Source organism: Sphingomonas sp. AP28, assembly GCF_056680455.1.
The window spans coordinates 2,827,773-2,851,479 of record NZ_CM155283.1 but is presented as its reverse complement, the minus strand read 5'-3'; the positions used below and the strand labels follow the sequence as shown (position 1 = coordinate 2,851,479).

25 protein-coding genes and 2 pseudogenes are annotated in these 23,707 nt (G+C 66.6%); 14 read left to right on the top strand and 13 right to left on the bottom strand.

Going from position 1 to position 23,707, the window contains the following annotated elements:
- Positions 1 to 2: 2 nt before the first annotated feature.
- The 10 genes from flgK to AC1MH0_RS13110 all read right to left on the bottom strand — a co-directional run bounded on the left by flgK (position 3) and on the right by AC1MH0_RS13110 (position 8,066).
- A complete protein-coding gene (gene flgK / locus AC1MH0_RS13155) occupies positions 3 to 1,349 on the bottom strand; it encodes a flagellar hook-associated protein FlgK (protein ID WP_480963150.1) in 1,347 nt (448 codons plus the stop codon).
- On the bottom strand, positions 1,346 to 1,675 hold the full coding sequence (locus tag AC1MH0_RS13150; protein WP_426282793.1) for a rod-binding protein: 330 nt from the start codon (positions 1,673 to 1,675) through the stop codon (positions 1,346 to 1,348). Before AC1MH0_RS13150 ends, flgK begins: the two co-directional genes overlap by 4 nt.
- Positions 1,672 to 2,778: a flagellar basal body P-ring protein FlgI gene (locus AC1MH0_RS13145; protein ID WP_480963149.1), complete on the bottom strand. Its 1,107-nt coding sequence runs from the start codon at positions 2,776 to 2,778 to the stop codon at positions 1,672 to 1,674. Before AC1MH0_RS13145 ends, AC1MH0_RS13150 begins: the two co-directional genes overlap by 4 nt.
- Positions 2,779 to 3,074: 296 nt before the next feature.
- On the bottom strand, positions 3,075 to 3,755 hold the full coding sequence (locus AC1MH0_RS13140) for a flagellar basal body L-ring protein FlgH (protein ID WP_480963148.1): 681 nt from the start codon (positions 3,753 to 3,755) through the stop codon (positions 3,075 to 3,077).
- The gene (gene flgG / locus AC1MH0_RS13135; protein ID WP_480963147.1) at positions 3,755 to 4,543 is read right to left on the bottom strand and encodes a flagellar basal-body rod protein FlgG; all 789 of its coding nucleotides are present in this window, start codon (positions 4,541 to 4,543) and stop codon (positions 3,755 to 3,757) included. The genes AC1MH0_RS13140 and flgG overlap by 1 nt, the downstream gene beginning before the upstream one ends.
- 13 nt (positions 4,544 to 4,556) lie before the next feature.
- Positions 4,557 to 5,309, bottom strand: coding sequence for a flagellar basal-body rod protein FlgF (flgF, locus tag AC1MH0_RS13130; protein WP_120299608.1), 753 nt, complete (start codon positions 5,307 to 5,309; stop codon positions 4,557 to 4,559).
- 24 nt (positions 5,310 to 5,333) lie between these two features.
- The gene (locus tag AC1MH0_RS13125) at positions 5,334 to 6,602 is read right to left on the bottom strand and encodes a flagellar hook protein FlgE (RefSeq protein ID WP_480963146.1); all 1,269 of its coding nucleotides are present in this window, start codon (positions 6,600 to 6,602) and stop codon (positions 5,334 to 5,336) included.
- Positions 6,603 to 6,630: 28 nt separating this feature from the next.
- Positions 6,631 to 7,311, bottom strand: a complete 681-nt coding sequence (locus AC1MH0_RS13120; RefSeq protein ID WP_480963145.1) for a flagellar hook assembly protein FlgD — start codon at positions 7,309 to 7,311, stop codon at positions 6,631 to 6,633.
- A 2-nt stretch (positions 7,312 to 7,313) separates the two neighbouring features.
- Entirely contained in the window at positions 7,314 to 7,709 is a 396-nt protein-coding gene (flgC, locus tag AC1MH0_RS13115; protein ID WP_093400072.1) for a flagellar basal body rod protein FlgC, read from the bottom strand.
- An 18-nt stretch (positions 7,710 to 7,727) separates the two neighbouring features.
- Entirely contained in the window at positions 7,728 to 8,066 is a 339-nt protein-coding gene (locus AC1MH0_RS13110; RefSeq protein WP_353465287.1) for a flagellar basal body rod protein FlgB, read from the bottom strand.
- A 625-nt stretch (positions 8,067 to 8,691) separates the two neighbouring features.
- Between AC1MH0_RS13110 and AC1MH0_RS13105 the strand changes: the two genes are divergently transcribed.
- The 8 genes from AC1MH0_RS13105 to AC1MH0_RS13070 all read left to right on the top strand — a co-directional run bounded on the left by AC1MH0_RS13105 (position 8,692) and on the right by AC1MH0_RS13070 (position 14,983).
- Positions 8,692 to 9,366 carry a motility protein A gene (locus AC1MH0_RS13105; RefSeq protein WP_480963144.1) on the top strand — a complete coding sequence of 225 codons (675 nt, stop codon included), beginning with the start codon at positions 8,692 to 8,694 and terminating at the stop codon, positions 9,364 to 9,366.
- The gene (locus AC1MH0_RS13100; RefSeq protein ID WP_480963143.1) at positions 9,363 to 9,914 is read left to right on the top strand and encodes a hypothetical protein; all 552 of its coding nucleotides are present in this window, start codon (positions 9,363 to 9,365) and stop codon (positions 9,912 to 9,914) included. Before AC1MH0_RS13105 ends, AC1MH0_RS13100 begins: the two co-directional genes overlap by 4 nt.
- Positions 9,911 to 10,405 carry a flagella basal body P-ring formation protein FlgA gene (locus AC1MH0_RS13095; protein ID WP_480963142.1) on the top strand — a complete coding sequence of 165 codons (495 nt, stop codon included), beginning with the start codon at positions 9,911 to 9,913 and terminating at the stop codon, positions 10,403 to 10,405. The genes AC1MH0_RS13100 and AC1MH0_RS13095 overlap by 4 nt, the downstream gene beginning before the upstream one ends.
- A 99-nt stretch (positions 10,406 to 10,504) precedes the next feature.
- A complete protein-coding gene (gene flgM, locus AC1MH0_RS13090) occupies positions 10,505 to 10,837 on the top strand; it encodes a flagellar biosynthesis anti-sigma factor FlgM (RefSeq protein ID WP_480963141.1) in 333 nt (110 codons plus the stop codon).
- Entirely contained in the window at positions 10,824 to 11,141 is a 318-nt protein-coding gene (locus tag AC1MH0_RS13085) for a hypothetical protein (RefSeq protein WP_055881695.1), read from the top strand. Before flgM ends, AC1MH0_RS13085 begins: the two co-directional genes overlap by 14 nt.
- A gap of 186 nt (positions 11,142 to 11,327) precedes the next feature.
- Complete coding sequence (locus AC1MH0_RS13080) at positions 11,328 to 12,173, top strand: lytic transglycosylase domain-containing protein (RefSeq protein WP_480963140.1); 846 nt, start codon at positions 11,328 to 11,330, stop codon at positions 12,171 to 12,173.
- A 3-nt stretch (positions 12,174 to 12,176) separates the two neighbouring features.
- On the top strand, positions 12,177 to 14,237 hold the full coding sequence (gene flhA, locus AC1MH0_RS13075; RefSeq protein WP_480963139.1) for a flagellar biosynthesis protein FlhA: 2,061 nt from the start codon (positions 12,177 to 12,179) through the stop codon (positions 14,235 to 14,237).
- Entirely contained in the window at positions 14,234 to 14,983 is a 750-nt protein-coding gene (locus AC1MH0_RS13070) for a FliA/WhiG family RNA polymerase sigma factor (protein ID WP_480963138.1), read from the top strand. The genes flhA and AC1MH0_RS13070 overlap by 4 nt, the downstream gene beginning before the upstream one ends.
- A 2-nt stretch (positions 14,984 to 14,985) precedes the next feature.
- Here AC1MH0_RS13070 and AC1MH0_RS13065 read toward each other — a convergent pair whose 3' ends face one another.
- From AC1MH0_RS13065 to AC1MH0_RS13055, 3 genes and pseudogenes are all read right to left on the bottom strand, one after another.
- Positions 14,986 to 15,393, bottom strand: coding sequence for a VOC family protein (locus AC1MH0_RS13065; protein WP_480963137.1), 408 nt, complete (start codon positions 15,391 to 15,393; stop codon positions 14,986 to 14,988).
- A gap of 284 nt (positions 15,394 to 15,677) precedes the next feature.
- Positions 15,678 to 15,938, bottom strand: a pseudogene (locus AC1MH0_RS13060) (flagellin); the annotation flags it as partial.
- Between the two features lie 714 nt (positions 15,939 to 16,652).
- A pseudogene (locus tag AC1MH0_RS13055) lies at positions 16,653 to 17,060 on the bottom strand (flagellin N-terminal helical domain-containing protein); the annotation flags it as partial.
- Between the two features lie 258 nt (positions 17,061 to 17,318).
- Here AC1MH0_RS13055 and AC1MH0_RS13050 point away from each other — a divergent pair.
- From AC1MH0_RS13050 to AC1MH0_RS13025, 6 genes are read left to right on the top strand one after another with little or no spacing between them, the layout of a single operon-like run.
- The gene (locus AC1MH0_RS13050; RefSeq protein ID WP_480963136.1) at positions 17,319 to 18,620 is read left to right on the top strand and encodes a sigma-54 interaction domain-containing protein; all 1,302 of its coding nucleotides are present in this window, start codon (positions 17,319 to 17,321) and stop codon (positions 18,618 to 18,620) included.
- Positions 18,617 to 18,979 carry a flagellar hook-basal body complex protein FliE gene (gene fliE / locus AC1MH0_RS13045; RefSeq protein WP_480963135.1) on the top strand — a complete coding sequence of 121 codons (363 nt, stop codon included), beginning with the start codon at positions 18,617 to 18,619 and terminating at the stop codon, positions 18,977 to 18,979. Before AC1MH0_RS13050 ends, fliE begins: the two co-directional genes overlap by 4 nt.
- A gap of 1 nt (position 18,980) precedes the next feature.
- Positions 18,981 to 20,648, top strand: a complete 1,668-nt coding sequence (gene fliF / locus AC1MH0_RS13040; protein WP_480963134.1) for a flagellar basal-body MS-ring/collar protein FliF — start codon at positions 18,981 to 18,983, stop codon at positions 20,646 to 20,648.
- A complete protein-coding gene (gene fliG, locus AC1MH0_RS13035; protein WP_480963133.1) occupies positions 20,645 to 21,655 on the top strand; it encodes a flagellar motor switch protein FliG in 1,011 nt (336 codons plus the stop codon). Before fliF ends, fliG begins: the two co-directional genes overlap by 4 nt.
- Positions 21,648 to 22,382, top strand: coding sequence for a FliH/SctL family protein (locus AC1MH0_RS13030; RefSeq protein ID WP_480963132.1), 735 nt, complete (start codon positions 21,648 to 21,650; stop codon positions 22,380 to 22,382). The genes fliG and AC1MH0_RS13030 overlap by 8 nt, the downstream gene beginning before the upstream one ends.
- Positions 22,382 to 23,707 (top strand): FliI/YscN family ATPase, encoded by a 1,326-nt coding sequence (locus tag AC1MH0_RS13025; protein WP_480963131.1) that lies wholly within the window; start codon positions 22,382 to 22,384, stop codon positions 23,705 to 23,707. The genes AC1MH0_RS13030 and AC1MH0_RS13025 overlap by 1 nt, the downstream gene beginning before the upstream one ends.

The following is a 23,707-nucleotide window of genomic DNA, read 5'->3' as shown; positions in this document are numbered from 1 at the left end:
CGTTACCGTAGATCGAGGATGGTCTGGAACGTGTCGCGCGCGGTCTGGATGACGCGGCTCGACGCCTGATAGGCCTGCTGGAAGCGCAGCAGGTCGACCGCTTCGCTATCGAGATCGACGCCCGACGAGGACGCGAGTGCGCTGACCGCACCGTCGCGGATTGCGGCCTGCGCATCGGCGACGACCTTGCGCTGTTCGAGCGCGGCGGCGTTGCCGGCGATCAGCGTCGTGGTGCGCGTTTCGAAGCCACCGCTGGTGCGGACTCCCTGCAACGCGGAGAGATTGGACGCATCGCGCTTGCCGCCGGTCGCGCTCGCCGCAGCGATCCCGCGCCCGTCGGCGAGTGCAACCGAGATGTCGGTCGGCGTAGTGCCGGTCGCGAACATCGCCGCCCCCGCATTGCCGTCGAGGTCGCGACCCTGCGCCTGCACCGCGTTGATCTTGCTCGTGAAGTCGGTAGCGATCGCATTGAGCGAACCACGCGCCGCGGCGATCCGCTGCGCCCCTTCCGCGAGCCCGGCAAGCGCTCCACCCGTCGGCGACAGCGCAGACGTGACGTTGCCGCGCGTGACGGCGAACTGGACCGCACCCTCGTCGTTGCGCGCATAGGACGCCTGCGCGCTCTCGCCGCCCGCGACGAAGACCGAGCCCGCCGCGCCGCCGAGCCGGACGGTCGTCCGCCCGAGATCGTCGAACGACGTGGTGATGTCGGTGATCGTGCTCATCTGTTCGAGCATCTGGTCGCGCTGGTCGGCGAGTTGCGCCGCAGTCGACGATCCCGGCGCGGTGCGCGCGATGCCGTCGTTGATCTTGGCAAGCGCGGTGCCGAGCGCATTGAGCGACTGCACCGCCTGCGATGCGGTCGAATCGAGATCGGCCGCCGCGGTATCGAGCGCCGCGCCGGTCGCGGTGAACGCCGCCGCCGCCGTGCCGGCCGATTCGAGCATCACAGCACGCGCCGGCTCCGAGGTCGGATCGGCGGCGAGTTTCTGCGCGGATGTGAAGAAGCTGGTGAGGCGGTCGCCGAGCTGGTTGTTGCCCAGCGCCGTCTCGATCCGGTTCATCCAGGTGACGCCGGCTTCGGTCTTGGCGAGATCGGTGCCCGCCGAGCGGACCGCCTGAGACCGGTATGCATCGGCGCTGCGGCCGATCCCCGTGACCGTGACGCCATTGCTGCTGACCGACTTTTGCGCGTTCAGCCCGCCATTGACCGACGACACTTCGGACAGCGTCGTCGTCCGCCGGGTATAGCCCGCATTGCCGGTGTTCGCGATGTTCTCCGACACCGTGGACAGCGCGGTCTGGTACGCGCGCACGCCCGAGGCGCCGATCGAAAGGAGATCGCTCATGGCGGCGAGTCTGCCGCGCCCTGGTTAAGATCGGATTGAGATTTCGCGAGAAAATCGGTCATCGCTTTGCCGATGCCGAGCGGCGTGTGCTCGGCCATCGACTTCGCGATCAGCCCGTCCTGCATGTCGGTGAAGGTGTCGATCGCCTTCGAATCGAACAGCGGGTCGGCGAGTTTCGCCTGGCGCATGCTCTTCAGCATCATGCCGGTGAAGACCGCCTCGAACTTCTCGCCCGCCTTGTCGAGGTTGTCCTTCGACTTGAGGCGGCTGGTGTCGGTCGAGATCCCGGTCGTGGGCGCGGCTGCGGGTGCGTTGAGCGGGCTCACAGGACGATCAACTCGGCCTTGAGCGCGCCGGCTTCCTTCAGCGCCTCGAGGATCGCGACCAGATCGGCCGGCGATGCGCCGATCGCGTTGACCGCCTTGACGATGTCGGCGAGCTTGGGGCCGGGCGCCAGCAGGAACATAGGACGACGCTCCTCCTCGACGGCGACGCGGCTGTTCGGGGTGATCGCGGTCTGGCCCTGGCTGAACGGCGCGGGCTGGCTGACCTGTGGCTTCTCGTCGATCCGCACCGTCATCTTGCCGTGCGTGATCGCCGCCGGGCCGACCCGGACCGCCGAGTTGATGACGACGGTGCCGGTGCGTGCGTTGACGATCACCTTGGCGGACGGTTCGGCGGAGACCACGTCGAGATTCTCGATCGTCGACATCAGCGTCGCGCGGACGTCGGCGCCGATCGGCGCGCGGACCGCGACGGAGACCGCGTCGATCGCCTGCGCGCTGCCGAAGCCAAGCTTCGAGTTGATCGCACCGGCGACGTTCTGCGCGGTGGTGAAATCGGCACGCGCAAGGTTGAAGGTGAGCGTCGGTGCGCTGTCGAACCCCGTCGCGACCGCGCGTTCGACGGTGGCACCCTCGGGGATACGTCCGGTCGAGGGCACGTTGACGACGATCTTCGACCCGTCCGCGCCTTCCGCGCCGAGCCCGCCGACCGCGAGGTTGCCCTGCGCCATCGCATAGATCTGGTTATCGGCACCGAGCAGCGGCGTCATGATGAGGCTGCCACCGCGGAGGCTCTTCGCCTTGCCCATCGATGCGACGGTGATGTCGAGGCGCTGGCCGGGCTTGGCGAACGGCGGCAGCTCGGCGGTGATCATCACGACCGCCGCGTTCTTCATGCCGGGGTTCGCCGATGGCGGCAGCTGCAGGCCGAAGCGCGACGCGACCGCCTTCAACGACTGGACGGTGTATTCGAGATTGTCGTCGCCCGTGCCTGGCAGGCCGACGACGATGCCGTAGCCGGTCAGCTGGTTCGAACGGATCCCCTGGAACCCGCCCAGATCCTTGATCCGGTCGGCCGAGGCCGGCGCGGCGATCAGGAGCGAGGCCAGGAGGGTGGTGAGGAGACCTGCGAAAGTACGAAACACGGTCTTTAGTCCTTTACCGTTCGTGCTGAGTAGCGACCGAGTAGGCGCGCAGCGGCGTATCGAGGGTGCGTATCGAAGCATGAGTTCCGCGCGCCAACCTGTCCTTCGATACGAGCCCTCGATACGCGCCTTCGGCACTACTCGGTCTCTACTCAGGACGAACGGGTTGGCGCTGACACGCGTGCCCTCACCCTTCGCCGCCTTCGGCGTCTCTCCCTCTCCCCTGGGGGGAGAGGGAAGGGGCCCGGCCGGCGCTTGCCGGGTGGGAAGGGTGAGGGCACGGGTCAACGAACGCATCAGAACGGGCTGACGACGGAGAAGAAGCGGCTGAGCCACCCCTGGCGGCCGGCGCGGGCGACGTCGCCCTTGCCGGTGTACGAGATCTGCGCGTCGGCTACCCGCGTCGACAGCACGCGGTTATCGCGGTCGACGTCGGCAGTGCGGACCAGGCCCTTGATCTTCAGGAACTCGTCGCCGCGGTTGAGCGTGACTCGCTTCTGCCCCTGCACCAGCATCGTGCCGTTCGGATAGACCTCGGCGACCGTGACGCTGACTTCGCCCGACAGCGAGTTCGCCTGGTCGGCCGCGCCTGTCCCGTTGAACGTCCGACCGCCGCTAAGCGTCGCATCGGTCTTGTTGAACAGGTTGAGCAGGCCGGTGGTCGGCGGCGTGATCGTACCCGATCCATTGCTGTCGAGTTTCGAGCCAGACGACTTCGACGCAGCAGTGCGCTCGACCAGCACGATCGTCAGCGGATCGCCGACTTTGCGCGCGCGCCAGCCTTCGTATAGCGCGGCATAACCGTCCTGCGCCTGGAAGATCGAGCCGGTCGCGACGACCGGTACCGGCTGGACCGGCAAGGGCCGCGCGACCGAGAAATCCTCGGGCGGCGCCTTCTTGCCGAACAGGCTGGCATCTGCGGACGATGCAGCGAGGATCGCGGCGAGGACGGCAAGCGAAGTTGAAGCGGTGCGCATCACAGGTTCTGGTTGACGTATTTGAGCATGTCGTCGGTCGCCGAGATCATCTTCGAATTGACCTCGTACGCGCGCTGGGTCTCGATCATGTCGACCAGCTCCTCGACGACGTTGACGTTCGACGCCTCGAGCATGCCCTGCTTGATGCCGCCGCGCCCGTCCTGCCCGGCGACGCCGACATTGGCTGCGCCACTGGCTGCGGTCTCGACGAGATAATTGTCACCGGTCGCCTGGAGCCCTGCCCCGTTCGGGAAGCTGGCGACCTGGATCTGGCCGATCTGCGACGCCTCGGTCTGGCCGGGAACGGTCGCCGACACGGTGCCGTCGCGGCCGATCGTGATCCCGGTCGTCCCCTCGGGCACGGTGATGCCTGGTTGCACCTGATAGCCTTCGCTGGTGACCAGCAGGCCCTCGGCGGAGCGCGAGAAATTGCCGGCGCGGGTGTAGCCGAGCGTGCCGCCGGGCATCTGCACCTGGAAATAACCGTCGCCGTCGAGTGCGAGATCGAGGCTGTTGCCGGTCGTCTGCATCGCGCCCTGCGTGTCGATCCGCGCGGTGCCCTGGATCCGCACGCCGGTGCCGAGGTTGAGCCCGGTGGCGTATTTCGTCTCGGCGGTGCTCTGCGCGCCGGGCGTCGTGACGGTCTGGTAGGCGAGCGTCTCGAACGCCGCACGGTCCTTCTTGAAGCCCGTGGTGTTCACGTTGGCGAGATTGTTCGAGATGACGCGCATGCGCATGTCCTGGGCGTCGAGCCCGGTGCGCGCGATATGCATGGCTGCGGATGACATTCGTCTGTTCCTTCTAGCTCGGCAGGCGCATCAGCGATGCACCGCTCTCGTCGATTTCCTTGGCGGATTTCATCATGTTGGCCTGGACTTCGTAGCTGCGCTGGTTCTCGATCATGTCGACCAGCGCCTGCGTCATGTTGACGTTCGATCCTTCGATCGCGCCGCCCTGAACCTTCGCGTCCATGTCCTCGGGCAGCGCCCCGCCGCCGCGTACGCGCAGCAGATTGTCGAGGCCCTTGACCGTGTCCGACCCCTTGGTGTCGGCGAGCTTGAGCTTGTCGATCACCTGCGTATCCTTGGCGTCGCCGCCCTGCGGCACGATCGAGATCGTCCCATCGGCCGAGATCGTCAGCGACTGGTAGGGTGGCAGGGTGATCGGCCCCCCCGAGCCGATCACCGGATGCCCGTCGCCGGTCTGCAGCACGCCCGACGGCGCGACCTCCAGGTCACCGCGGCGGGTGTACGCTTCCGATCCGTCCGACGCCTGCACCGCGAGCCATGCCGTCGTGCCGGTGATCGCGACGTCCAATGGACGCCCGGTCAGCTGGATCGCGCCCGGCGAACGATCGGCATCCGTCACCTCTTCCGAGGTCGGCGCGCGCGCCTCGATCGTCGAGCCGTCGCCCTTCAGGTTGAGCCGGTCGAACACCACGCGATCGGCGCGGAAACCGGTGGTCGACGCGTTCGCCATGTTGTTGGCGATCGCCGCCTGCGCCGCCATGTGCGCGCGCAGGCCCGTCGCCGCGGTGTAGACCAGCTTGTCCATTCAGGGTCCCCTGCTCGCTCGTGCTTAGCTGCGGATGTTGAAGATGGTTTCGGAGATCTGGTTGGCGGTATCCAAGGCCTTCGAGTTCGCCTGGAAATTGCGCTGTGCCGCGATCAGGTTGACCAGCTCCTCGGTGATGTCGACGTTCGATCCCTCGATCGTTCCCGACATCAGCTTGCCGAAGCCGTTGGTGTCGGCCGAGCCGAGCTTCGCCGAGCCGGAAATGCCCGTCGACTGCCAATAGCTGCTGCCGAGCTGGCGCAGGCCTTCGGGGTTGGAGAAGTTCGCGAGCATCACCTGCCCCAGCACCTGCGTGTCGCCATTCGAGAAGCTCGCATTGACGAGCCCCTTCTCATCGACCGTCACGCCCTGGATCTGGCCGACCGCCTTGCCGTCCTGCGTCCGCGAGGCGACGTTGAACGCGCTCGACAGCTGCGTCGTGCCGCTGCCGAAGGTGAAGGCGATCGCCTGCGGATCGGTCGAGTTCGCGGTGGTGAACTGGTCGAACTTGATCGCGGCGGTCGGCGCGGTCATCTTGCCGGTCGGGTCGAACGTCATCGACGTCGCGGCGGTGCCGTTCGTCGTCAGCTCCTTGTCGCCGACGAAGCTGTGGACTTCCCAGGTGCTGTTCGCGTTGGTGGTCGTCGGTGCCGATGTCCGCTTGAAATAGTTGGTCAGCGTCATCGCATTGCCACTGGCATCGTACACCGTGGTCTGCGCGGACTGGTTGTAGCTCGACGGATCGAACCGGTCGAACGTCGCCGTCGTCGGCAGCGCCGAATTGGCGTTGAGGTTGAGGGTCATAGTAACCGCCGAAGTCGGCACCGGCGTCCCACTCGTCTCGGGCAGGCGCAGGCTGATCGCGGAATCGGAGCCGGTCGCGACCACCGCGCCCGAGCCGTCGACCGGGAACACCTGTAGATGCGAGCCCTGCGAATCAACGACGTAGCGGTTCGAGTCGACCAGGAAGCCGCCGTTGCGCGTATAGTTGATCGAGGCGGATTCGATGCTCGGCTTGACCGCGAAGAAGCCGTCGCCCGACACCGCAAGATCAAGGCTGTTAGAGGTCTGGATCAGGCTGCCTTGCGCGAACTGCTGGCGATTGGCCTGGACGATCGCGCCCGAACCGATCTGCTGCGACGGCGCGACCGACACGCTCGAGGCGATCACGTCGGCGAATTCGGTGCGGCTCTTCTTGAAGCCGTTGGTCGCGACGTTCGCGAGGTTGTGCGAGATCGTCGACATCTCGGCTTGCGAGGCCTGAAGACCCGAGAGCGAAGTGTAGAAGGACATGGCGATTTAGCTCCTGGAAACTCTGGGTTCAGCCGATCTGGCGGACGGCGCTGGCGGGGATTTCGCCGAGGCCGGGAAGCGTGAGGATGGCGGCGCCGGTGGTGGTCGACACCGACTGGACGGGTGACCAGACCAGGCCGGTCGCGCCGACCGTGGTGCCGGCGTTCTGCGCGGCGACCTGGACGGTGAACGGGCCGTTGCCGGTTGCCGCACCGGCGGCGTCCTTGCCGTCCCAGTCGTAGCCGATCGTGCCCTTGGCCTGCTTGCCGAGCGACATGGTCTTGAGGACCGCGCCGTTCGCGTCGCTGATCGTGACGTTGACGTCGGTCGCGGCGCCGGCCAGCTCGACCGACCCGGCGATGCCGCCGGTTGCGCGGCCATAAGCGGTACTGCCCGGGGTCAGGACGGTCTTGCCGACATAGCCGAGCGCCTCGCCGGTGCTGGTGACGCCCAGCTTGTCGGCGATCGCCTTCATCGTCGTGTTCATCTCGGAAATGCCCGAGGTGGTCGAGATCTGCGCCATCTGCGCAACCATCTGGGTGTTGTCGACCGGGTTGAACGGGTCCTGGTTCTGCATCTGCGCGGTCATCAGCTTCAGGAAGTCGGACTGGCCGAGCGATGTCGAAGACTTGGTCGTGGTGGTCGCCGCGGCGGTCGAAGTGCGCGTTATGCCGAGGTTGGACAGCGTGGTATCGAAGGAGGTTGCCATGATCAGCGGCCTAATTTGAGGGTATCGATGATGAGCGACTTGGCCGTGTTCATCACTTCGATGTTGTTCTGGTAGCTGCGCGCGGTCTCCATCATGTCGACCATCTCGCGGGTTTCATCGACCGCCGCCTCGAAGATGTTGCCATCCTTGTCGGCCATCGGATTGTCGGGGTCGTAGCGCTTGGTCGGCGCGTCACCGGCCGTGACCACGCGCTCGACGTCGACCGTCGACATGCCGCTGGCGGCGTCGAAGCTTGTGCGGAACACCGGCTTCATCGTCTTGTACGCGGTCTCGGCAGAGCCAGTCGTGCCGCCGGCATTGGCGAGGTTCGACGCGGTCGTGTTCATCCGGACGAGCTGCGCGGACATCGCGCGGCCGGCGACCTGGAAGATCGTCATGGGCTGGTTGGACAAGTCTTATTCCCCCTTCAGCGCGCGAGTGATCTGGCCGATCCGCCCGTTCAGGAACGACAGCGTCGTCTGATACTGGACGGCGTTCTCGGCGAACGCGGTCTGCTCCTGGCTCAGCTCGACGGTGTTGCCGTCCATCGAGGTCTGCGTCGGGATGCGGTATTTGGTCGCGGCATTGGTGCTGCCGTCGTTCTCGACCGAGGCGAGCGCCGACCGGAAGTCGATGTCGCGCGCCTTGAAGCCGGGCGTCGAGGCGTTGGCGATGTTCGACGCCAGCACACCCATGCGCTGCGACCGCACCTCGAGTGCCGCCCCGTGAACTCCGAAAAGCGTGTCGCCTGACACAAGCCCGTCTCCTGGCGCATCCATTGCGCATCGGGACATAAGCAATGGGCGTGCCAGTTTTGGATGCGAGGGTGGCCGATGGTGCTTTGCCGGGTGGCGGCAAGGTGGGCGGCAAGCGGTTGCCGGTGTTGCAGGGGTGGGCGGCAAAGGGGTTGCCGGTTGGTGCGGTGGCTTGTTGAAAGCGGCAAACCGCACTGCCGGCCTGCAAGACCACTATGTTTCCCCGCGAAGGCGGGGACCCAGCCTGGACTCCCGCCTTCGCGGGAGAACAAGGAAGTGAGTGCCGACGGTCTCATATTGCCGCCACCCCGGCGAAGGCCGGGGCCCGGTTGGAAAGGTCGCAGTAACGAAGCGCAACCTTCAGTTAGCGGTGTCACCCAGCTGGGCCCCGGCCTTCGCCGGGGTGGCGGTTGAGTGCCAAAAGCATCGCCCTTCTTCCCCCCTCCCTCGTGAAGGGAGGGGTCGGGGGTGGGGGGGCCGCTTGGCAAGGGCACTGCATGCCAACGAACCCACCCACCCCTAGCCCCTCCCTTCACGAGGGAGGGGAACAGAAGAGTGAGCCCCAGGCATGACGAAAGGCGGCGCGCCCTCCCAATTGGCCCACCCCTTGCATCACCCCACGCACATGATCACGCTTGCCCAACTCCTCGACCCCGCAGCGCTCGCCATCGTCGGTGGCGGAACGGCGCTCGCCGTCGTCCTCCGCACCCCCCTCCGCGACCTCGGCCGAGCCCTCGCCGCCGTGACCACGCTCGGCCGCGGTCGGTTCGACGCCGATCCGCTGCTGCTACAGATCACCGCCCTCGCCCGCATCGCCAAGCGCCACGGCGTGATGGCACTCGATCGCTCGGTCATTACCGACGCCGACGTCGCCGCCGGCATCGCCGCAATCGTGGATGGCGCCGCCGCAACCGATGTAGCGACGATCGTCCAGCACCGCCGCCGAGCACGTATCGAGCGCCACGTCGCCGCCGCCGACGTCTGGGCCGGTGCCGCAGAAGTCGCCCCGGCGATGGGCATGATCGGCACGCTGATCGGCCTCGCGCAGATGTTCGCGACGATGAGCGATCCCGGCGCGATCGGCGGGGCGATGGCGGTCGCACTGCTCGCGACGTTGTACGGCGCGCTGTTCGCCAACCTGCTTTTCATGCCGATCGCCAACCGCCTCCGCGCGCAAGGACGGAACGAGGCGTTTGAACGCGCCCGGATCGAAGCGCCACTGGTAGCTCTTGCCGAACGCGAGACTCCGCGCGGCTACGTCGCACCCAGTTCGCCGCCGACGCTGGCTACCGTCGCGTGAACGCCAGCGAATATCCCGACGCGCCGACCGGCAAACCGCTCTGGCTGATCACGCTCGCCGACCTCGCCTTGTTGCTGGTCGGCTTCCTCGTACTTCTCCAAGCCACGCAGCATGTTGATGGCGCCGGCATGACCAAGGGTGATCTCGCCAAGGGCATCCGCGAGGGCTTCGGCGCTAACGATGCCGACCCCGCGCCGATGCCCGTCGCCGCCGCCGGCATCCTAGATTTCGCGCCCGGCTCGGCGATCCTGCCGACCACGCCGAGCGCCGTCGTCGCCTGGGCTCGGGAAGCAGCGCGTGATCCTCGCGTGATGCTCACCGTCACCGGCTCCACCGACGGCACGCCCGCCGATATCGACCGCGCGACCGGCAGCGCCGCGATCCTTGCCGCCGACCGCGCGCGGACCGTCGCCGCCGCGCTCGCCGCGGTCGCGCCGGCTCGCGTCCAGATCGTGACCGCCACCAAACCCGGCCGTCGTGCCGCCATCGTCTCCGTCGCCTTCGTCGGAGAACCCGCAACGGGCCAAATTCAGAGGACCGCTCAATGATCATCCCGTTCCTGCTCATGGCCGCGAACTTCCAGGATACCGCCACGCTCGACGCCTCGGTCGCCGCCTTTACCGGCCGTCCGACGGGTGCCGAGGGCGGCGCGCGCACGCCGGTCGACGCGCGGCTGCGGCTCGCGACCTGCCCGACGGTCTCGCTGTCGTGGCGCTCCGAACAGCATGATGCGGTCGTCGTGTCCTGCGCCGGGCCTGCGTGGCGGATCTTCGTGCCGGTCATCCGTCCGGCGAACGCACCCGCCGCGATCGCCGCTTCCTTCGTGCCAGCCGCGAAGGCCGCGCCGGTCATCAAGCGCGGGGATCCGATCGTGATCGAGGCGGGTACCGAAGGCTTCTCGATCAGCCGCGAAGGCGTCGCGATGGGCGATGCCGCTCCCGGCGGCCGCTTTATGGTGAAGGTCGACGACACCCGGACGCCGGTGCAGGCGATCGCGGTCGACGCTGGTCGCGCGACGCTCCCCGGCTGGTCGAACTGAGCCTGGCCGAACAAAATTCGGCAGACCGTTTAATTTTGCTAAAGGTTTTTACCGTGCGGCCGTTTCTCCAGATGTCAGCGCAAACCAGAGGATGCGGACATGGTGGACTCGATTGGCGCGAAGCCGTCTGTAGCAGGAGATCGGTTCGTCGCGCGCATTGCCGCGGCGACACCGGCGACGGGCATTCAGACGCCGGACCAGAATGCGGTCCAGCCGTCTTCATTTAAGGCGCCGGGCCAAAAATCGACTTCCGTGCTGCCCGAGTCGATCGCGCTGGCCAAGTCGATGGCGTCGTCGCCGCCGATCAACGCCTCGCGCGTCGCCGAGATCAAGAAGGCGATCGCCAGCGGCACCTTTCCGATTCTTCCCGCCACCATCGCCGATCGCCTGATGGCGCTCCGCTTGGACTGGATTTCCAATGAAAAGGCGTGATGCCCTCATCCGCGTGATCGACGCGCTGCACGCCGAGATCGCCGCGTTGAAATCAAACGACGTCGCCAGCCTGGAGCGTGCGACGGCCGACAAGCTGGCGGGAATCGAACAGGTCGCGTTGCTCGGCACTGGGCCTGCAGGGACCGAAATCCGCGAGCTGGCGGACGAAGCGAACCGGCTCAACGAGACCTGCCGGATCTATACGAACTTGATGGCGGCAAATGTTCGCCGCCGCCTGCAAACGCTGACCGGAGACGGTGCCGTTGCCGGCTATCGGCCGGGTCTGCGCGCGGCGTACGCCTGACTTCTGCGCCCCTCCCTTTTAACCTCCGTCATCCTGACGAAAGTCAGGATCCAGAGTAACAGAGGGTTGGACTACGTGGCTCTGGATCCTGACTTTCGTCAGGATGACGGTAGTGGGACCGGCAACCCCAGAAACTGGCACGACCCTTGCTGAGCATCCCCTGAACTAGGGGCACCGCACACGGGCATGACCGTCAATCCTATCACTACCGGCCGGATCCAGTCCGCGATCGCGCTTGCGAGCAGCAAGACGGGCGTGGATTTTGACTATCTGCTGGGCCAGGCGAAGCTCGAGAGCGGGCTGAACGCCAATGCCAAGGCCGGCACGTCGAGCGCATCCGGCCTCTATCAGTTCATCGAACAGAGCTGGCTGTCCGTCGTAAAGAAGCATGGCGCCGAGCACGGCATGGCGTGGGCCGCGAACAGCATCGGCCAGTCGTCGAGCGGCCGCCTCTCGGTCGGCGATGCCGGCACCAAGGCGGCGATACTGGCGCTGCGCAACGATCCCAATGCCGCCTCGCTGATGGCCGCCGAATACGCGTCGGACAACAAGGCGTCGCTCGAAGGCACGCTGAACCGCCCGGCGTCGGGGACCGACCTCTATATGGCGCACTTCATGGGGCTCGGTGGCGCGACCAAGTTCCTCAAGACGATGCAGGCCAACCCGCAGGCGAGCGGCGCCGCGCTCTTCCCCGCCGCGGCACGCGCGAACCACAACGTCTTCTACGACTCCAACAACCAGCCGCGCACGCTGTCCGCCATCTACGACCGGTTCGCCGACAAGCTCGGCGGTGCCGCCGCCGGGGCGAGCGCGACCGCGACACCCGCCAACTACGCCGCGCAGGCACTCGACGTGAACGGCAGCACCGTCATCACCGGCAGCAACGAAAGCGCCGACGACGCGCTCGCTTGGGCGACTACCGCGATGGGCAGGTTCACCGGCAAGACGACGCAGGCCGCCGCCAGCATCCTGCGCCCGACGCCCGACACCGCGCGCCTCGCCTACATGATGCTCGCAAGGTTGGGCGGCTAAGCCATGAACCGCATCCTCTCCAACGCCAGGGCGTCGGTCCTGCCGCTCGCGATCCTGCTGCTCGTGCTCGTCATGGTCGTGCCGATCCCGGCGTTCATGCTCGACATCTTCTTCGTGGCGAACATCGCGATCAGCCTGGCCGTGCTGATGGTCGCGCTCAACGCACAGAAGCCGCTCGATTTCTCCGCCTTCCCGACCGTGCTGCTGTTCGCCACCCTGTTCCGCCTCGGCCTCAACGTCGCCTCCACCCGCATCGTGCTCGTCCACGGCCACGAGGGCGAGAGCGCGGCGGGGCATGTCATCGAGGCGTTCGGGACGTTCCTGATCGGCGGCGATTACGTCGTCGGCATCTTCGTCTTCGCGATCCTGATGATCATCAACATGATCGTCGTCACCAAGGGCGCCGGCCGCGTATCCGAAGTCAGCGCACGCTTCACGCTCGACGCGCTGCCCGGCAAGCAGATGGCGATCGACGCCGACCTCAACGCCGGCCTCATCACCCCCGACGAAGCCAAGGCGCGCCGCGTCGAAGTCTCGACCGAGGCCGATTTCTACGGCTCGATGGACGGCTCGTCGAAGTTCGTGAAGGGCGATGCGGTCGCGGCGATGCTGATCCTCGCCGCCAACATCATCGGCGGCCTGATCCTCGGCCCCGTCAGCCACGGCATGACGATCGCGGATGCCGCGCACAATTACATCCTGCTCGCGATCGGCGACGCGCTCGTCGCGCAGCTGCCGAGCCTGATGCTGTCGATCGCCGCCGCCTCGATCGTCACGCGCGTCACCTCCGACAAGGACCTTGCCGGCCAGATCGGCGGCCAGTTCGGTAGCCCCCGCACCTGGACGCCAGTCGCGGTCATCCTCGCGCTGCTCGGCATCCTGCCCGGCATGCCGCATATGGTTATCCTGCCGGCCGCGGCGATCGCCGGGTTCGCCGCGTGGAAGCTGCGCCAGATCGAGCGCCGCCCCGCCCCCGTCGTGGTCCTCCCCGTCGAGACGATCGACCAGTCGAAGATCGGCTGGGAGGAAGTTACGGATGGCATGCAGGTCAATCTCGACATCGGCTACGGCCTGGTGCCGCTCGCCGACGAACGCCGCGGCTCGCCGCTGATGGGCCGGATCACCGGCGTCCGTCGTCAGTTGTCGAAGGAACTCGGCTTCGTCGTGCCGCAGGTCCGCGTCCGCGACGACATCAACCTCGCGCCGTACGTCTACCGCATCCTCGTCAACGGCGTCGTCGTCGGCGAAGACACCGTGTCGCCCGACGAGATGCTCGCGCTCGATACGGGCCAGGCGTTCGGCGACCTGTTCGGCAAGAAGGTCAAGGATCCCACCTTCGGGCTCGACGCGACCTGGGTCGATGCGGGCGACGCCGATGCCGCGACCGGTGCGGGCTATCTCGTCGTCGATCCCGGCACGGTGATGGCGACGCATCTCAACCACCTGCTCGGCCAGAACGCGTCCGAGCTGCTCGGTCAGGACGAAGTACAGGCGCTGCTCGACGGCCTCAAGGAACGCGCCGCGCAGCTGGTCGCAGCACTCGCACCGCTGCCGATCACGACGCTGACGCAGGTCCTGAAAGGCCTGCTCGCGGAGAACGTGCCGCTCAAGGAATTCCGTCGAATCGCCGGCGCGATCGCGGTCGCGGCGCAGCGCACGCAGGACGCCGAGGAGATCATCGAGACGATCCGTCCCGAGCTCGGCGCGCTCATCATCCAGAAACTGTGCGGCGTGCGCGAACCGCTGCGCGTCATGACGTTGGAGGGTCAATTGGAAGGTCTGCTCGGCCAGGCGATGCGCGCCGATCAATCGCGCCGCCATGTTATCGAACCCGATCTCGGCCGCCGCATCGTCGAGGCGCTGCAACGCGCCGCCGAACCGCTGATCGCCGAAGCGAAACCGTTCGCGCTGGTCGTCCAGCCGACCATCCGCATCGCGATCCGCAAGCTGGTGCGGACGTGCCTGCCCGATACGCCGGTCATGTCGTTCTTCGAAGTGCCCGAGGAGAAGGCGGTCGAAGTCGTCGCGGTCATCGGCGCCTCGCAACAGGCGCTCGCGGCATGAGCGCGCTTCCGATGCGTGGTGCGTTCGAAGACGCCCAGCCTTTGACGTACCGGCCACACCAGCGCCCCGGCGGCGAAGCGGACCAGCTCGTCAAACAGCACCTCCCGCTGGTCCGCCGGATCGCGTGGCATGTCCATGGCAGCATGAGCAGCAACGTCGAGGTCGAGGACCTGATCCAGGTCGGCCTGGTCGCGCTGGTCGAGGCCGCCGCGAATTTCGACGAACGCGGCATGCCGTTCAAGACCTACCTGATCACGCGCCTGCGCGGCAGCATGATCGACGAACTCCGGCGCCAGGCAACGAGCACGCGCGGCGCGATGCGTCGCCGTCGCCAGTACGCAAACGCCATCTCGACGCTGACCGCCCGCACGGGCAAGGCTCCCGGAGAAGACATGATCGCAGAGCATATCGGCGTCACGATTGAGAAACTTCGCACCGACTACGTCACCGCCGACTCGATCCGCTTCGACTCGATCGACGACATGTATGCCGACGACCTCCCCTGGTTCGCCGACGACACGCCGGATGCGTTCGAGCAACTCGCCGACAGCGACATGCGCGAGGCCTTGATCAAGGCGATCACCGCGCTCCCCGAACGCGAGGCGCAGGTGATCCAGCTCTACTATGTCGAGGAACTCAACCTCGAGGAGATTGGCGAAGTATTCGGCGTCGGCTCGGCACGCGTCTGCCAGATCAAGGCATCGGCGCATGCAAAGCTCAAGAAGGCGCTCGCCCGCCAGGTCTAGCGTCAGGGCGAGGTCGCATAGGACGACACCTCGATCAAATTGCCGTCCGGGTCGCGCATATAGACCGACCGGATCGGCCCCTGCGCACCACTCTTGATGACGGGTCCGACCTCGATCTCGACCCCACACGCCCTGACATGTGCCACAACCGCGTCCGGTGCAGAGCTGGTCAGGAAGCACAGATCCTGGCTACCCGCGCACGGCTTCACGCCGGTAAACCATTCGTGCTGCGATACGTCGGTCGGCCGCAGATTGATCTTGTTCCGCCCGAACGTCATGCTGGTACGCAACGCTCCGCTATCCGACGGGGTATCGACGCGTATCATGCCCAGAACCTGCCCATACCATTTTGCCGACACGTCGACGTCTCTCACGTTGAAGACGAGGTGGTCGATTGCGTCCAGGATCACGATCCATTCTCCAGCATGATTAGCTGGGTGAGAGAACGCAGGAGCCCGGCGTTCGCGCCATGCAGGCCGTCGAATCTCGGCATTCGAATTCTGGTCAGCGCGGTGGGGTAATCCGCGATAGCTGGGGCGCACCATGGCCCTGTCCCATCACCAGTCTCACGCCAAACATAAAAACCCCGGTGGCTTGCGCCACCGGGGTTTCCTCCGCCCCCGCTCCTTGCGAAGCGATGCGGGTCCGATCGGCACCGACACCCTTAGGGGGGCGGCGCCGGTGCCGGTCTGGATTACTGAAGCAGCTTCAGGACGCTCTGCTGGCTCTGGTTCGCCTGGCTCAGCATCGCGGTCGATGCCTGGCTTAGGATCTGGGCCTTGGCAAGCGCGGTCGTTTCGGCCGAGAAATCGGTGTCCTCGATACGGCTCTTGGCATCCGACAGGTTCGTCGAGGTCGTGGTCAGGTTGTTGACCGTCACCTGGAGGCGGTTCTGCACGGCACCCAAACCACCGCGGCCGGCGGTGACCTTGTCGAGCGCCTGGTCGATCAGCGCCATGGCGTCCGACGCCGACTGCTGCGACGTGATGTTGAGCGACTTGTCGGTCGTATCGCTGATGTTGAGCGCAGCAAGGGTCGACGCTTCAGCCTTGACCGAAATCTTCGTGTTGTCCGACGAGTCGAAGGTTACCGTGCCCTTTTGCTCGATACCGGTTGTAAGCGAAGCAGTGATCGGGGCACCCTGCGTATCGTTAGCGCCCGTGAAAACAGCAGCGTTCGCCGTCTGCAGCTTGATGTTTTCACCTGCGGCCGCGGTCAGCGTCAGCTTGCCAGCAGCGAACGTAGCGACGATGCCGGTCTGCTTGCCTGACGCGGAAAGAGCCGCGTTGATGGCAGTCGCGGCGTCGTTGCCGGCGCTGCCGTCTGCGATCGTAACGTTCACCCCTGCAACGCTGATCGCTGCAGCGGCGCCCGCAGGTGCGGTGTAGGCAATATCGACCTTGTTCGTCGCGGTAGCGGTGACGTTGCCGGTCGACAGCGCAACCGCGGCTTCCTTGGCGGTCGTCGTCGCGGTCACGTCGGTGCCGTTGAAAGCAGCCGTCTGGCCCCCGGACAGCTTGTTCAGATTGAACGAAGCGCCGTCTGCGATGGCCCCGGTCGTCTGCGTGATGCCGAGCGCCTTCGTCGTGGTGTTGGCCATCGTCATCGTGATCTTCTCGTCACTGTTCGTGCCGGTCTGCAGCTTGATGGTACCCGCAGAACCGTCGAGCAGCTTGACGCCGTTGAAGCTGGTCGTGTTCGAGATGTTCGAGACTTCCGCCGTCAGCTGGTCCATTTCGGCCTGAAGCGACTTGCGATCCGACACCTGCAGCGTGCCCGTTGCCGACTGCGTGGCGAGTTCCTTCATGCGCTGAAGCATGTTGGTGACCTCACCCAGCGCGCCTTCGGCGGTCTGCGCCATCGAAATGCCGTCGTTCGCGTTGCGAATGGCGACGCCCATGCTCTTGACCTGGCTGGTCATCCGGCTGGCGATGGCGAGACCGGCGGCGTCGTCCTTGGCCGAGTTGATCCGCTTGCCGGTCGACAGGCGCTCCATCGACGTCGACAGAGCGCTGCTGGCAGCGTTTGAGGCATTGGCCGCGCGCAGCGACGTGATGTTGGTTCCGATGACAGTCATTGCGAAATCTCCGTAAATGTTCCGACGATCCGCGCCGCCCCCATGGCGAAAACCCCGTGCCGTCGAAGTGAGTAACGGCCGCCCCGAACCGAGCTTTAGGAAAAAATTCGGCTCTCGCGCGTGCGCGGGCATGTGCGTGGTGGGCGCGGCTACGTGTACGCACGAACGCGCCCGGAAATATTCTGCCGTTCCCCGGCACCGTTTAACCGCACGTTTACCACCCCTGGGGCATCTGACGAATCGTCCAAGGGGAACAGCATGCGTTCGATTTTTCCATCAGCTGCAGTTACTTCGCGTAAATACGCGCTCGTCTCGTCGCTGCGTGCGCAGGGCTTTGGCGTGGGATCGTTCGAAACCGGCCAGCCCGGCGCGAACGACCTGTTTCTCGTCGCGGACGGCGAAGGCATCACCGCCCCTGCCTGCACCGTGGTGATCGGTTGCGAAGGGCGCAAAGTGACCCCGTCGCGCGATGGCTCTCCCGCACGGATCAGCTTTGCCGCCGAGGATACCGCGGTCGGCAACGGTTTTGCGCGTGCCCTAATCGGTGGCGCCGACATGCCGACCGCCGCCGACCCGGAATCGCTTGCGCTGCTCGCCTTGGCTGAGCGCGTTGCCGCTGCCGACATCACCGTGCTGATCAACGGCCCGACCGGCACCGGAAAAGAAGTCCTCGCCCGCGCCATCCACAACGGCTCCGCCCGCAAGGACAAGCCGTTCATCGCGATCAACTGCGCTGCGCTCCCCGAATCGATGCTCGAAGCTTTGCTGTTCGGTCACCAGAAGGGCGCGTTCACCGGCGCGTCGTCGGGCGGCGACGGGTTCTTCCGCGCGGCGAACGGCGGCACGATCTTGTTGGACGAAATCGCCGAGATGCCGCTGCAATTGCAGGCGAAACTGCTGCGCGTGTTGCAGGAGCGCGAAGTCGTGCCGCTCGGTGCGTCGGTGCCGCAGCCGATCGACGTTCGCGTCATCGCCTGCGCCAACCGAGATCTTCACGCCGAAGTCGCTGCTGGCCGGTTCCGCGCCGATCTCTATTACCGCCTCGCCGTGTTCCCGCTCGCGACCAAGTCGCTGGCCGAGCGCCCGCAGGACATCCCCGCGCTCGCGGCGACGCTGATCCTGCGTCATGCCGGCAACCGCAACGCCATTCCCTGGCCGAGCCACGCAGCGATCGAGCAGCTGATGCTGCACGACTGGCCGGGCAACGTCCGCGAGCTGGAGAACGTGATCCAGCGCGCGCTGCTGTTCTGCGGCGGCGATACGATCGAGGCGAACCACATTGTGTTCGACCGCCCGGTGACGATGACGTTCCAGCGTACCGCGGTGGTGACGCCGATCGCACCGGTCGCACCGCCTGCGGAGCCAGAGACGCTCGGCAACATCGTCCAAATGAGCGAGTTCGCGGCGATCCGCGAGACTCTCAAGGCATGCAACGGCAGCCGGATCGAGACCGCGAAACGCCTCGGCATTTCCGAACGCACGCTGCGCTACCGCCTCGCCAAGGCGCGCGAACAGGGTGACGACATCGGCAGCGTCCATAACTGGGCGGCCTCGGCATGAGCGGCGTCTCAGGCATTGGCGGCGGCGCGATGAGCGTCGACCGCGTGATGGCGCTGCGCTCGCAGATACTCGAGCGCAACCAGGCGCTTTCGCGTGCTGGGGCGGCGGGGAACGTCTCGCCGACCGAGACGGTCAAGCCGACCAGCTTTGCAGACTCGATGGAAACCGCGCTGAAGAGCGTCAACGACGGCCAGACCCAGGCTGCCAAGCTCAGCGAAAGCTATGAGCGCGGCGAGACGGTCGACATCGCGAAAGTGATGCTCGCCCGCCAGCAGGCGTCGGTCGGGTTCGAGGCGACGTTGCAGGTCCGTAACAAGCTGCTGTCCGCCTACAAGGATATCATGAGCATGCCGGTCTGACATGAGCACCGCACTCATCCCCACATCATCCGGCGGCACCGAACGGTTCGCCAATCCCCTCCAGCAGATCAAGGGCGCGTTCGCGCAGCCCGCGGTCCGTCGCTCGTTGCCGATGGCGCTGATGGTCGGCCTCATTGCGGCCGCCGCGCTCGCGTGGATGAGCCTGTCGACGCCGACGCAGAAGACGCTGTTCAGCGGCCTACCCGATTCCGACAAGGCTGCGGTCACGTCCGCGCTGACGACGGCCAACATCAAGAGCCATATCGACGAGGGCACCGGCGCGCTGACCGTCGGCGAGGACGATTACAGCCGCGCCAAGATGCTGCTCGCCGGCCAAGGCCTGCCCAAAGCAGCGCCAGGCGGTTACGCGATCCTCGACCAGCTACCGATGGGCGTGTCGCGCGCCGTGGAAGGCGAACGCCTCCGCCAGGCGCGTGAATCCGAGATGGCGAAGTCGATCGAGGAGATCGACGCGGTCGCCGAGGCGCGCGTGCATCTCGCGATGCCCGAAGCCTCCGTGTTCGTCCGCGACAACGCCGCGCCCTCCGCCTCGGTGATCCTGAAGCTTCAGGGCGGCCGTTCGCTGAGCGATGCGCAGGTCAGCTCGATCATCAACCTCGTCGCCTCGTCGGTTCCGGGGATGAAGCCCGAGGCGGTGACGATCGTCGACCAGATGGGCGCACTGCTCACCAAGGGCGGCGGCAATGACGGCGCGGGTGCGGCCAGCGACGCGCGGATCGATATCCAGCGCCGCGTCGAGGACAAGTATCGCACCCAGCTGATCGCCCTGCTCACACCGCTCGTAGGCGCGGGCAATTTCACCGCGGAGGTGCAGGCCGACGTCAATCTGGACGAGAGCCAGGCGACGCGCGAAAGCTATGAGAAGCAGGGCGTATTGCGCGCCGAGACGGGTAACTGGACCGGTAACCAGAAGGACGGTGCTGGCGCTGCTCCCGGCGGTATTCCGGGCGCACTGAGCAACACGCCGCCTGCTGCCAGCACCTTGTCGGCGCCACAAGCCGCGACCGGCAATCCCGGCACAGTGCAGCCGGTTGCCGGAGGTGCGGCCCCCGACGCGATGAAGCAGTCCGACCAGTATCAGCGCGCCTACGACCTCGGCCGCGAAGTGTCGGTCACGCGCGCAACGCCGGGTGGGGTCAAGCGCTTGTCGGTCGCCGTCCTGCTCCGCGATCCCGAAAAGGGCCGCCGCACCGCGATGGAGATCAACCAGATCAGCGATCTCGTGAAGAGTGCGGTCGGCTTCGACCAGGCGCGCAACGACAACGTCACGGTCATCAGCCGCAAGTTCGCGGGCGCCACCGATGCCGCCGCCGGCCCCGCGTGGTACGACAATGCGTGGCTGCCGGTACTCGCGCGCAACGGGACGGCAATCCTGATCGCGCTGCTGGTGCTGTTGCTCGGCGTCCGCCCGATCGCCAAGGCGCTGATGAAGAAGCGCGACGATGCCGGCACGCGTCCTGCACTAGGTCAGCCGATCGGCGCGGCGAGCGGCGACGGCATGGCGGTCGCAGCCCCCGTGAGCCTCGACCAGCTCGAGAACACACGCGGCTATGACGACCGGATCGGTGCGGTGCGCGGCTTCACCCGCGACAATCCCACGCGCGCAGCCCTGGCGGTGCGCGACATGATCAAGGCCGACGGGAAGTGAGCGAAGTCGCGATCAGGACTTATACCGGCGTCGAGCGCGCCGCGGTGCTGATGATGCTCGTCGGCGAGGAGGAGGCCGCGGCCATCCTTCAGAAGCTCGAGCCCGAAGAAGTCCGCCAGCTCGGTGCAGCGATGTTCAAGGTCGCCGACGTGTCGGAGCAGGAAGTCGAGGACGTGCTCGACGATTTCGTCGGTCGCGCCCGCGAGCGCACCGCGATCGGCTTCGACCCGCGCCCGCAGATCGAGGCGGTGATGAACCGCGCGCTCGGCCCCGAGAAAGCCGAGAGCGTGCTCGCCCGGATCACGCCTGCCGAGGCGGCCTGCGAACTCGAACTGCTCGACTGGCTCGACGCGCCCGAGATCGCAGCGATGATCGAGAAGGAACATCCGCAGATCGCCGCCGTGCTGATCGCCAATCTCGACGCGGCGATCGGCGGCCAGGTACTCGAGCTGCTGCCCGACGCGGTCCAGCCCGACATCCTCCACCGCATCGCACGGCTGGGGCCGATCACGCCCGAGGCGGTCGATACGCTGCGCACGCTGCTCGCCAATCGCACCAGCACGCCGTCGTCCGGCGCCGGCGTCACGCTCGGCGGCACCCGCGAGGCGGCCAAGATCCTGTCCGGCGCGCGCAAGGCGACCGAACAGCGCGTCATGCCGAAGCTGTTCAAGATCGACCGCGAAGTGGCGAAGGCGATCGAGGAGGCGATGTTCGTCTTCGATAACCTGCTCGCGCTCGACGACAAGAACCTGGGTACGCTGATCCGCAACGTCGACAGCGAGATCCTGACCAAGTCCTTGAAGGGCGTCGACGAGACGATCCGCAACCGTTTCCTCGGCTGCATGTCGGCGCGTGCCGCCGATGGTATCCGCGACGAGATGGAAGCGCGCGGGCCGATGAAGCTCGTCGAAGTGCTCGAAGCGCAGAAGGCGATGATCGCGATCGCGCGCGGGCTGGCGAAGGACGGCACGATCCAGATGGGCGGGGGGGAAGACGATTATGTCTAACGGCTTCACCGCGGGCTTCGCGTCGCGCCACACCACGACGGCGAACGTCCTGGCGAGCGCATTCGCACCGCCGTCGGGGTTCGCAGCGGCGGACATTCGCGAACGCGCGACGGTGCGTCCCGCGAACTTCGCGTCTCCGAACTTCTCTTCGGAGCCAAGCACCCCACGCCACTTCAGCCCGGCCGACAAGGACGCGAACCCGACCGCCGGCTGGGATCCGCTCGATCCGGTCAGCGAATCGTCGTTCATCGATCCACTCGCCGACGCGCACGCCGCCGGCTATGCGGAGGGCCTCGCTGCCGCGGCTGCCGCCGCACAGGAGACTGCCGCACGCGACGGCGCTCTGCTCGGCGATCTCGCCGACGTGCTCGGTGGCGATCGGTTCGACCGCGACCGGATCGCCACGCAACTCCGCCAGACCGTCCTCTTCCTGGTCGCCAAGCTGGTCGGCGACGTCGGCATCGCGCCCGATGTCCTCGCCGGTAGGATCGAGACCGCCGCCGAACTCCTGTCGGATGCCGCCGAATCCGCGTTGCTCCGCGTTCATCCAGACGACGTCGCGTTGCTCGAAGGCCGCCTGCCCAAATCGATCTTCGCAGCCGGCGATCCGAACGTCGCACGCGGCAGCTTCGTGCTCGAAAGCGCCTCGACGATCGTCGAGGATGGTCCGGAATTGTGGCTGGACCAGCTCGCGCAGGCGATCGACCGCGTGCCGGTGCCTCGCTGATGCTGAACCGATTCACGGCCGACTATCTCGAAACCCTGTCCAACGCCGACTTCGTCGCCAAGCCAAAGGTGTCCGGCCGCCTCGCCTCGTTCGACGGGCTGCTCATGGAAGCGGTCGGCCTCACGCTGCCCGTCGGCACTGTCTGCCAAGTCGGCGAAGGCGCGGCGAGCGTCGAGGCCGAAGTCATCGGCTTCCGCAACGGCCGGACGTTGATGATGAACCTCGGCGGCCCCGCGGCCCTTCTTCCGCGCGCACCGGTCAAGCCGATCGGCGCGCCGGGCGAGGCCGAAGTCGGTGCGGCCATGCTTGGTCGCGTCGTCGATGGCGCCGGCAAGCCGATCGACGGCCTCGGCCCGATCCGCGGCGCCGGGCGCTGGCCGCTCGCGGGCAAGCTCCAGTCGCCGCTCGATCGTGGCCGCGTGCTCGAACCGCTCGACGTCGGCGTGCGCGCGATCAACGGCCTGCTGACGATTGGCCAAGGCCAGCGCGTCGGCATCATGGCGGGCTCGGGTGTCGGCAAGTCGGTGCTGCTTGGCATGATCGTCCGCGCGGCGCAGGCCGACGTGATCGTGATCGGCCTGATCGGCGAACGTTCACGCGAAGTCGCCGACTTCCTTGAAACCAAGGTGGCAGGCGCAGCGCGCAAGCGCTCGGTGGTCGTGGCCGTCCCCGCCAACCACTCCCCCGTCCTCCGTATCCGCGGCGCGCTACGGTCACATGCGATCGCCGAATCCTTCCGCGATGAAGGCAAGAAGGTCCTCCTGATCATGGATTCGCTGACCCGCGTAGCCCATGCCGGTCGCGAGATCGGCCTCGCGCTCGGCGAGCCAGCGTCCGCGCGCGGATATCCACCCAGCGCTATCGCGATGCTGCCCAATCTCATCGAACGTGCGGGCGTCGACGTCCACACCGGCGGCTCGATCACCGCGATCTATACGGTGCTCGCGGACGGCGACGACGGCAACGATCCGGTGGTCGACTCGGCCCGCTCGATCCTCGACGGCCACATCGTCCTCAACCGCCACCTCGCCGAGCGCGGCGTCTATCCCGCGATCGACATCGGTCCGTCGGTCAGTCGCGTGATGACCGACATCGTGCCCGCGCACCACGCCAAGGCCGCACGGACGCTTCGTCGTCACCTCGCCACCTACGAGGAAAACCGCGATCTCGTCCTGATGGGCGCATACCGCCACGGCGCCGATCCCGCGATCGACGCGGCGATCGCGTGCCATCCGGCGGTCATGGAATATATCCGTCAGGACGCCGATGAGAACGTCTCGCTGAACGACGCGGTTGCTGAGTTGACCGGCGTGTTCGGCGGCTGA

Bases quoted from the DNA above. Each gene is read 5' to 3' on its own strand.
- AC1MH0_RS13080 (WP_480963140.1), top strand. From the start codon at position 11,328: ATGACCGTCAATCCTATCACTACCGGCCGGATCCAGTCCGCGATCGCG.
- flhA (WP_480963139.1), top strand. From the start codon at position 12,177: ATGAACCGCATCCTCTCCAACGCCAGGGCGTCGGTCCTGCCGCTCGCG.
- flgF (WP_120299608.1), bottom strand. From the start codon at position 5,309: ATGGACAAGCTGGTCTACACCGCGGCGACGGGCCTGCGCGCGCACATG.
- AC1MH0_RS13050 (WP_480963136.1), top strand. From the start codon at position 17,319: ATGCGTTCGATTTTTCCATCAGCTGCAGTTACTTCGCGTAAATACGCG.
- fliF (WP_480963134.1), top strand. From the start codon at position 18,981: ATGAGCACCGCACTCATCCCCACATCATCCGGCGGCACCGAACGGTTC.
- flgK (WP_480963150.1), bottom strand. From the start codon at position 1,349: ATGAGCGATCTCCTTTCGATCGGCGCCTCGGGCGTGCGCGCGTACCAG.
- AC1MH0_RS13085 (WP_055881695.1), top strand. From the start codon at position 10,824: ATGAAAAGGCGTGATGCCCTCATCCGCGTGATCGACGCGCTGCACGCC.
- flgG (WP_480963147.1), bottom strand. From the start codon at position 4,543: ATGTCATCCGCAGCCATGCATATCGCGCGCACCGGGCTCGACGCCCAG.
- AC1MH0_RS13105 (WP_480963144.1), top strand. From the start codon at position 8,692: ATGATCACGCTTGCCCAACTCCTCGACCCCGCAGCGCTCGCCATCGTC.
- AC1MH0_RS13095 (WP_480963142.1), top strand. From the start codon at position 9,911: ATGATCATCCCGTTCCTGCTCATGGCCGCGAACTTCCAGGATACCGCC.
- flgC (WP_093400072.1), bottom strand. From the start codon at position 7,709: ATGACGATCTTCCAGGTCGCCGGCCGCGCGATGTCCGCGCAGCTCGTC.
- AC1MH0_RS13125 (WP_480963146.1), bottom strand. From the start codon at position 6,602: ATGTCCTTCTACACTTCGCTCTCGGGTCTTCAGGCCTCGCAAGCCGAG.
- AC1MH0_RS13030 (WP_480963132.1), top strand. From the start codon at position 21,648: ATGTCTAACGGCTTCACCGCGGGCTTCGCGTCGCGCCACACCACGACG.
- AC1MH0_RS13070 (WP_480963138.1), top strand. From the start codon at position 14,234: ATGAGCGCGCTTCCGATGCGTGGTGCGTTCGAAGACGCCCAGCCTTTG.
- fliE (WP_480963135.1), top strand. From the start codon at position 18,617: ATGAGCGGCGTCTCAGGCATTGGCGGCGGCGCGATGAGCGTCGACCGC.
- flgM (WP_480963141.1), top strand. From the start codon at position 10,505: ATGGTGGACTCGATTGGCGCGAAGCCGTCTGTAGCAGGAGATCGGTTC.
- AC1MH0_RS13025 (WP_480963131.1), top strand. From the start codon at position 22,382: ATGCTGAACCGATTCACGGCCGACTATCTCGAAACCCTGTCCAACGCC.
- AC1MH0_RS13120 (WP_480963145.1), bottom strand. From the start codon at position 7,311: ATGGCAACCTCCTTCGATACCACGCTGTCCAACCTCGGCATAACGCGC.
- AC1MH0_RS13140 (WP_480963148.1), bottom strand. From the start codon at position 3,755: ATGCGCACCGCTTCAACTTCGCTTGCCGTCCTCGCCGCGATCCTCGCT.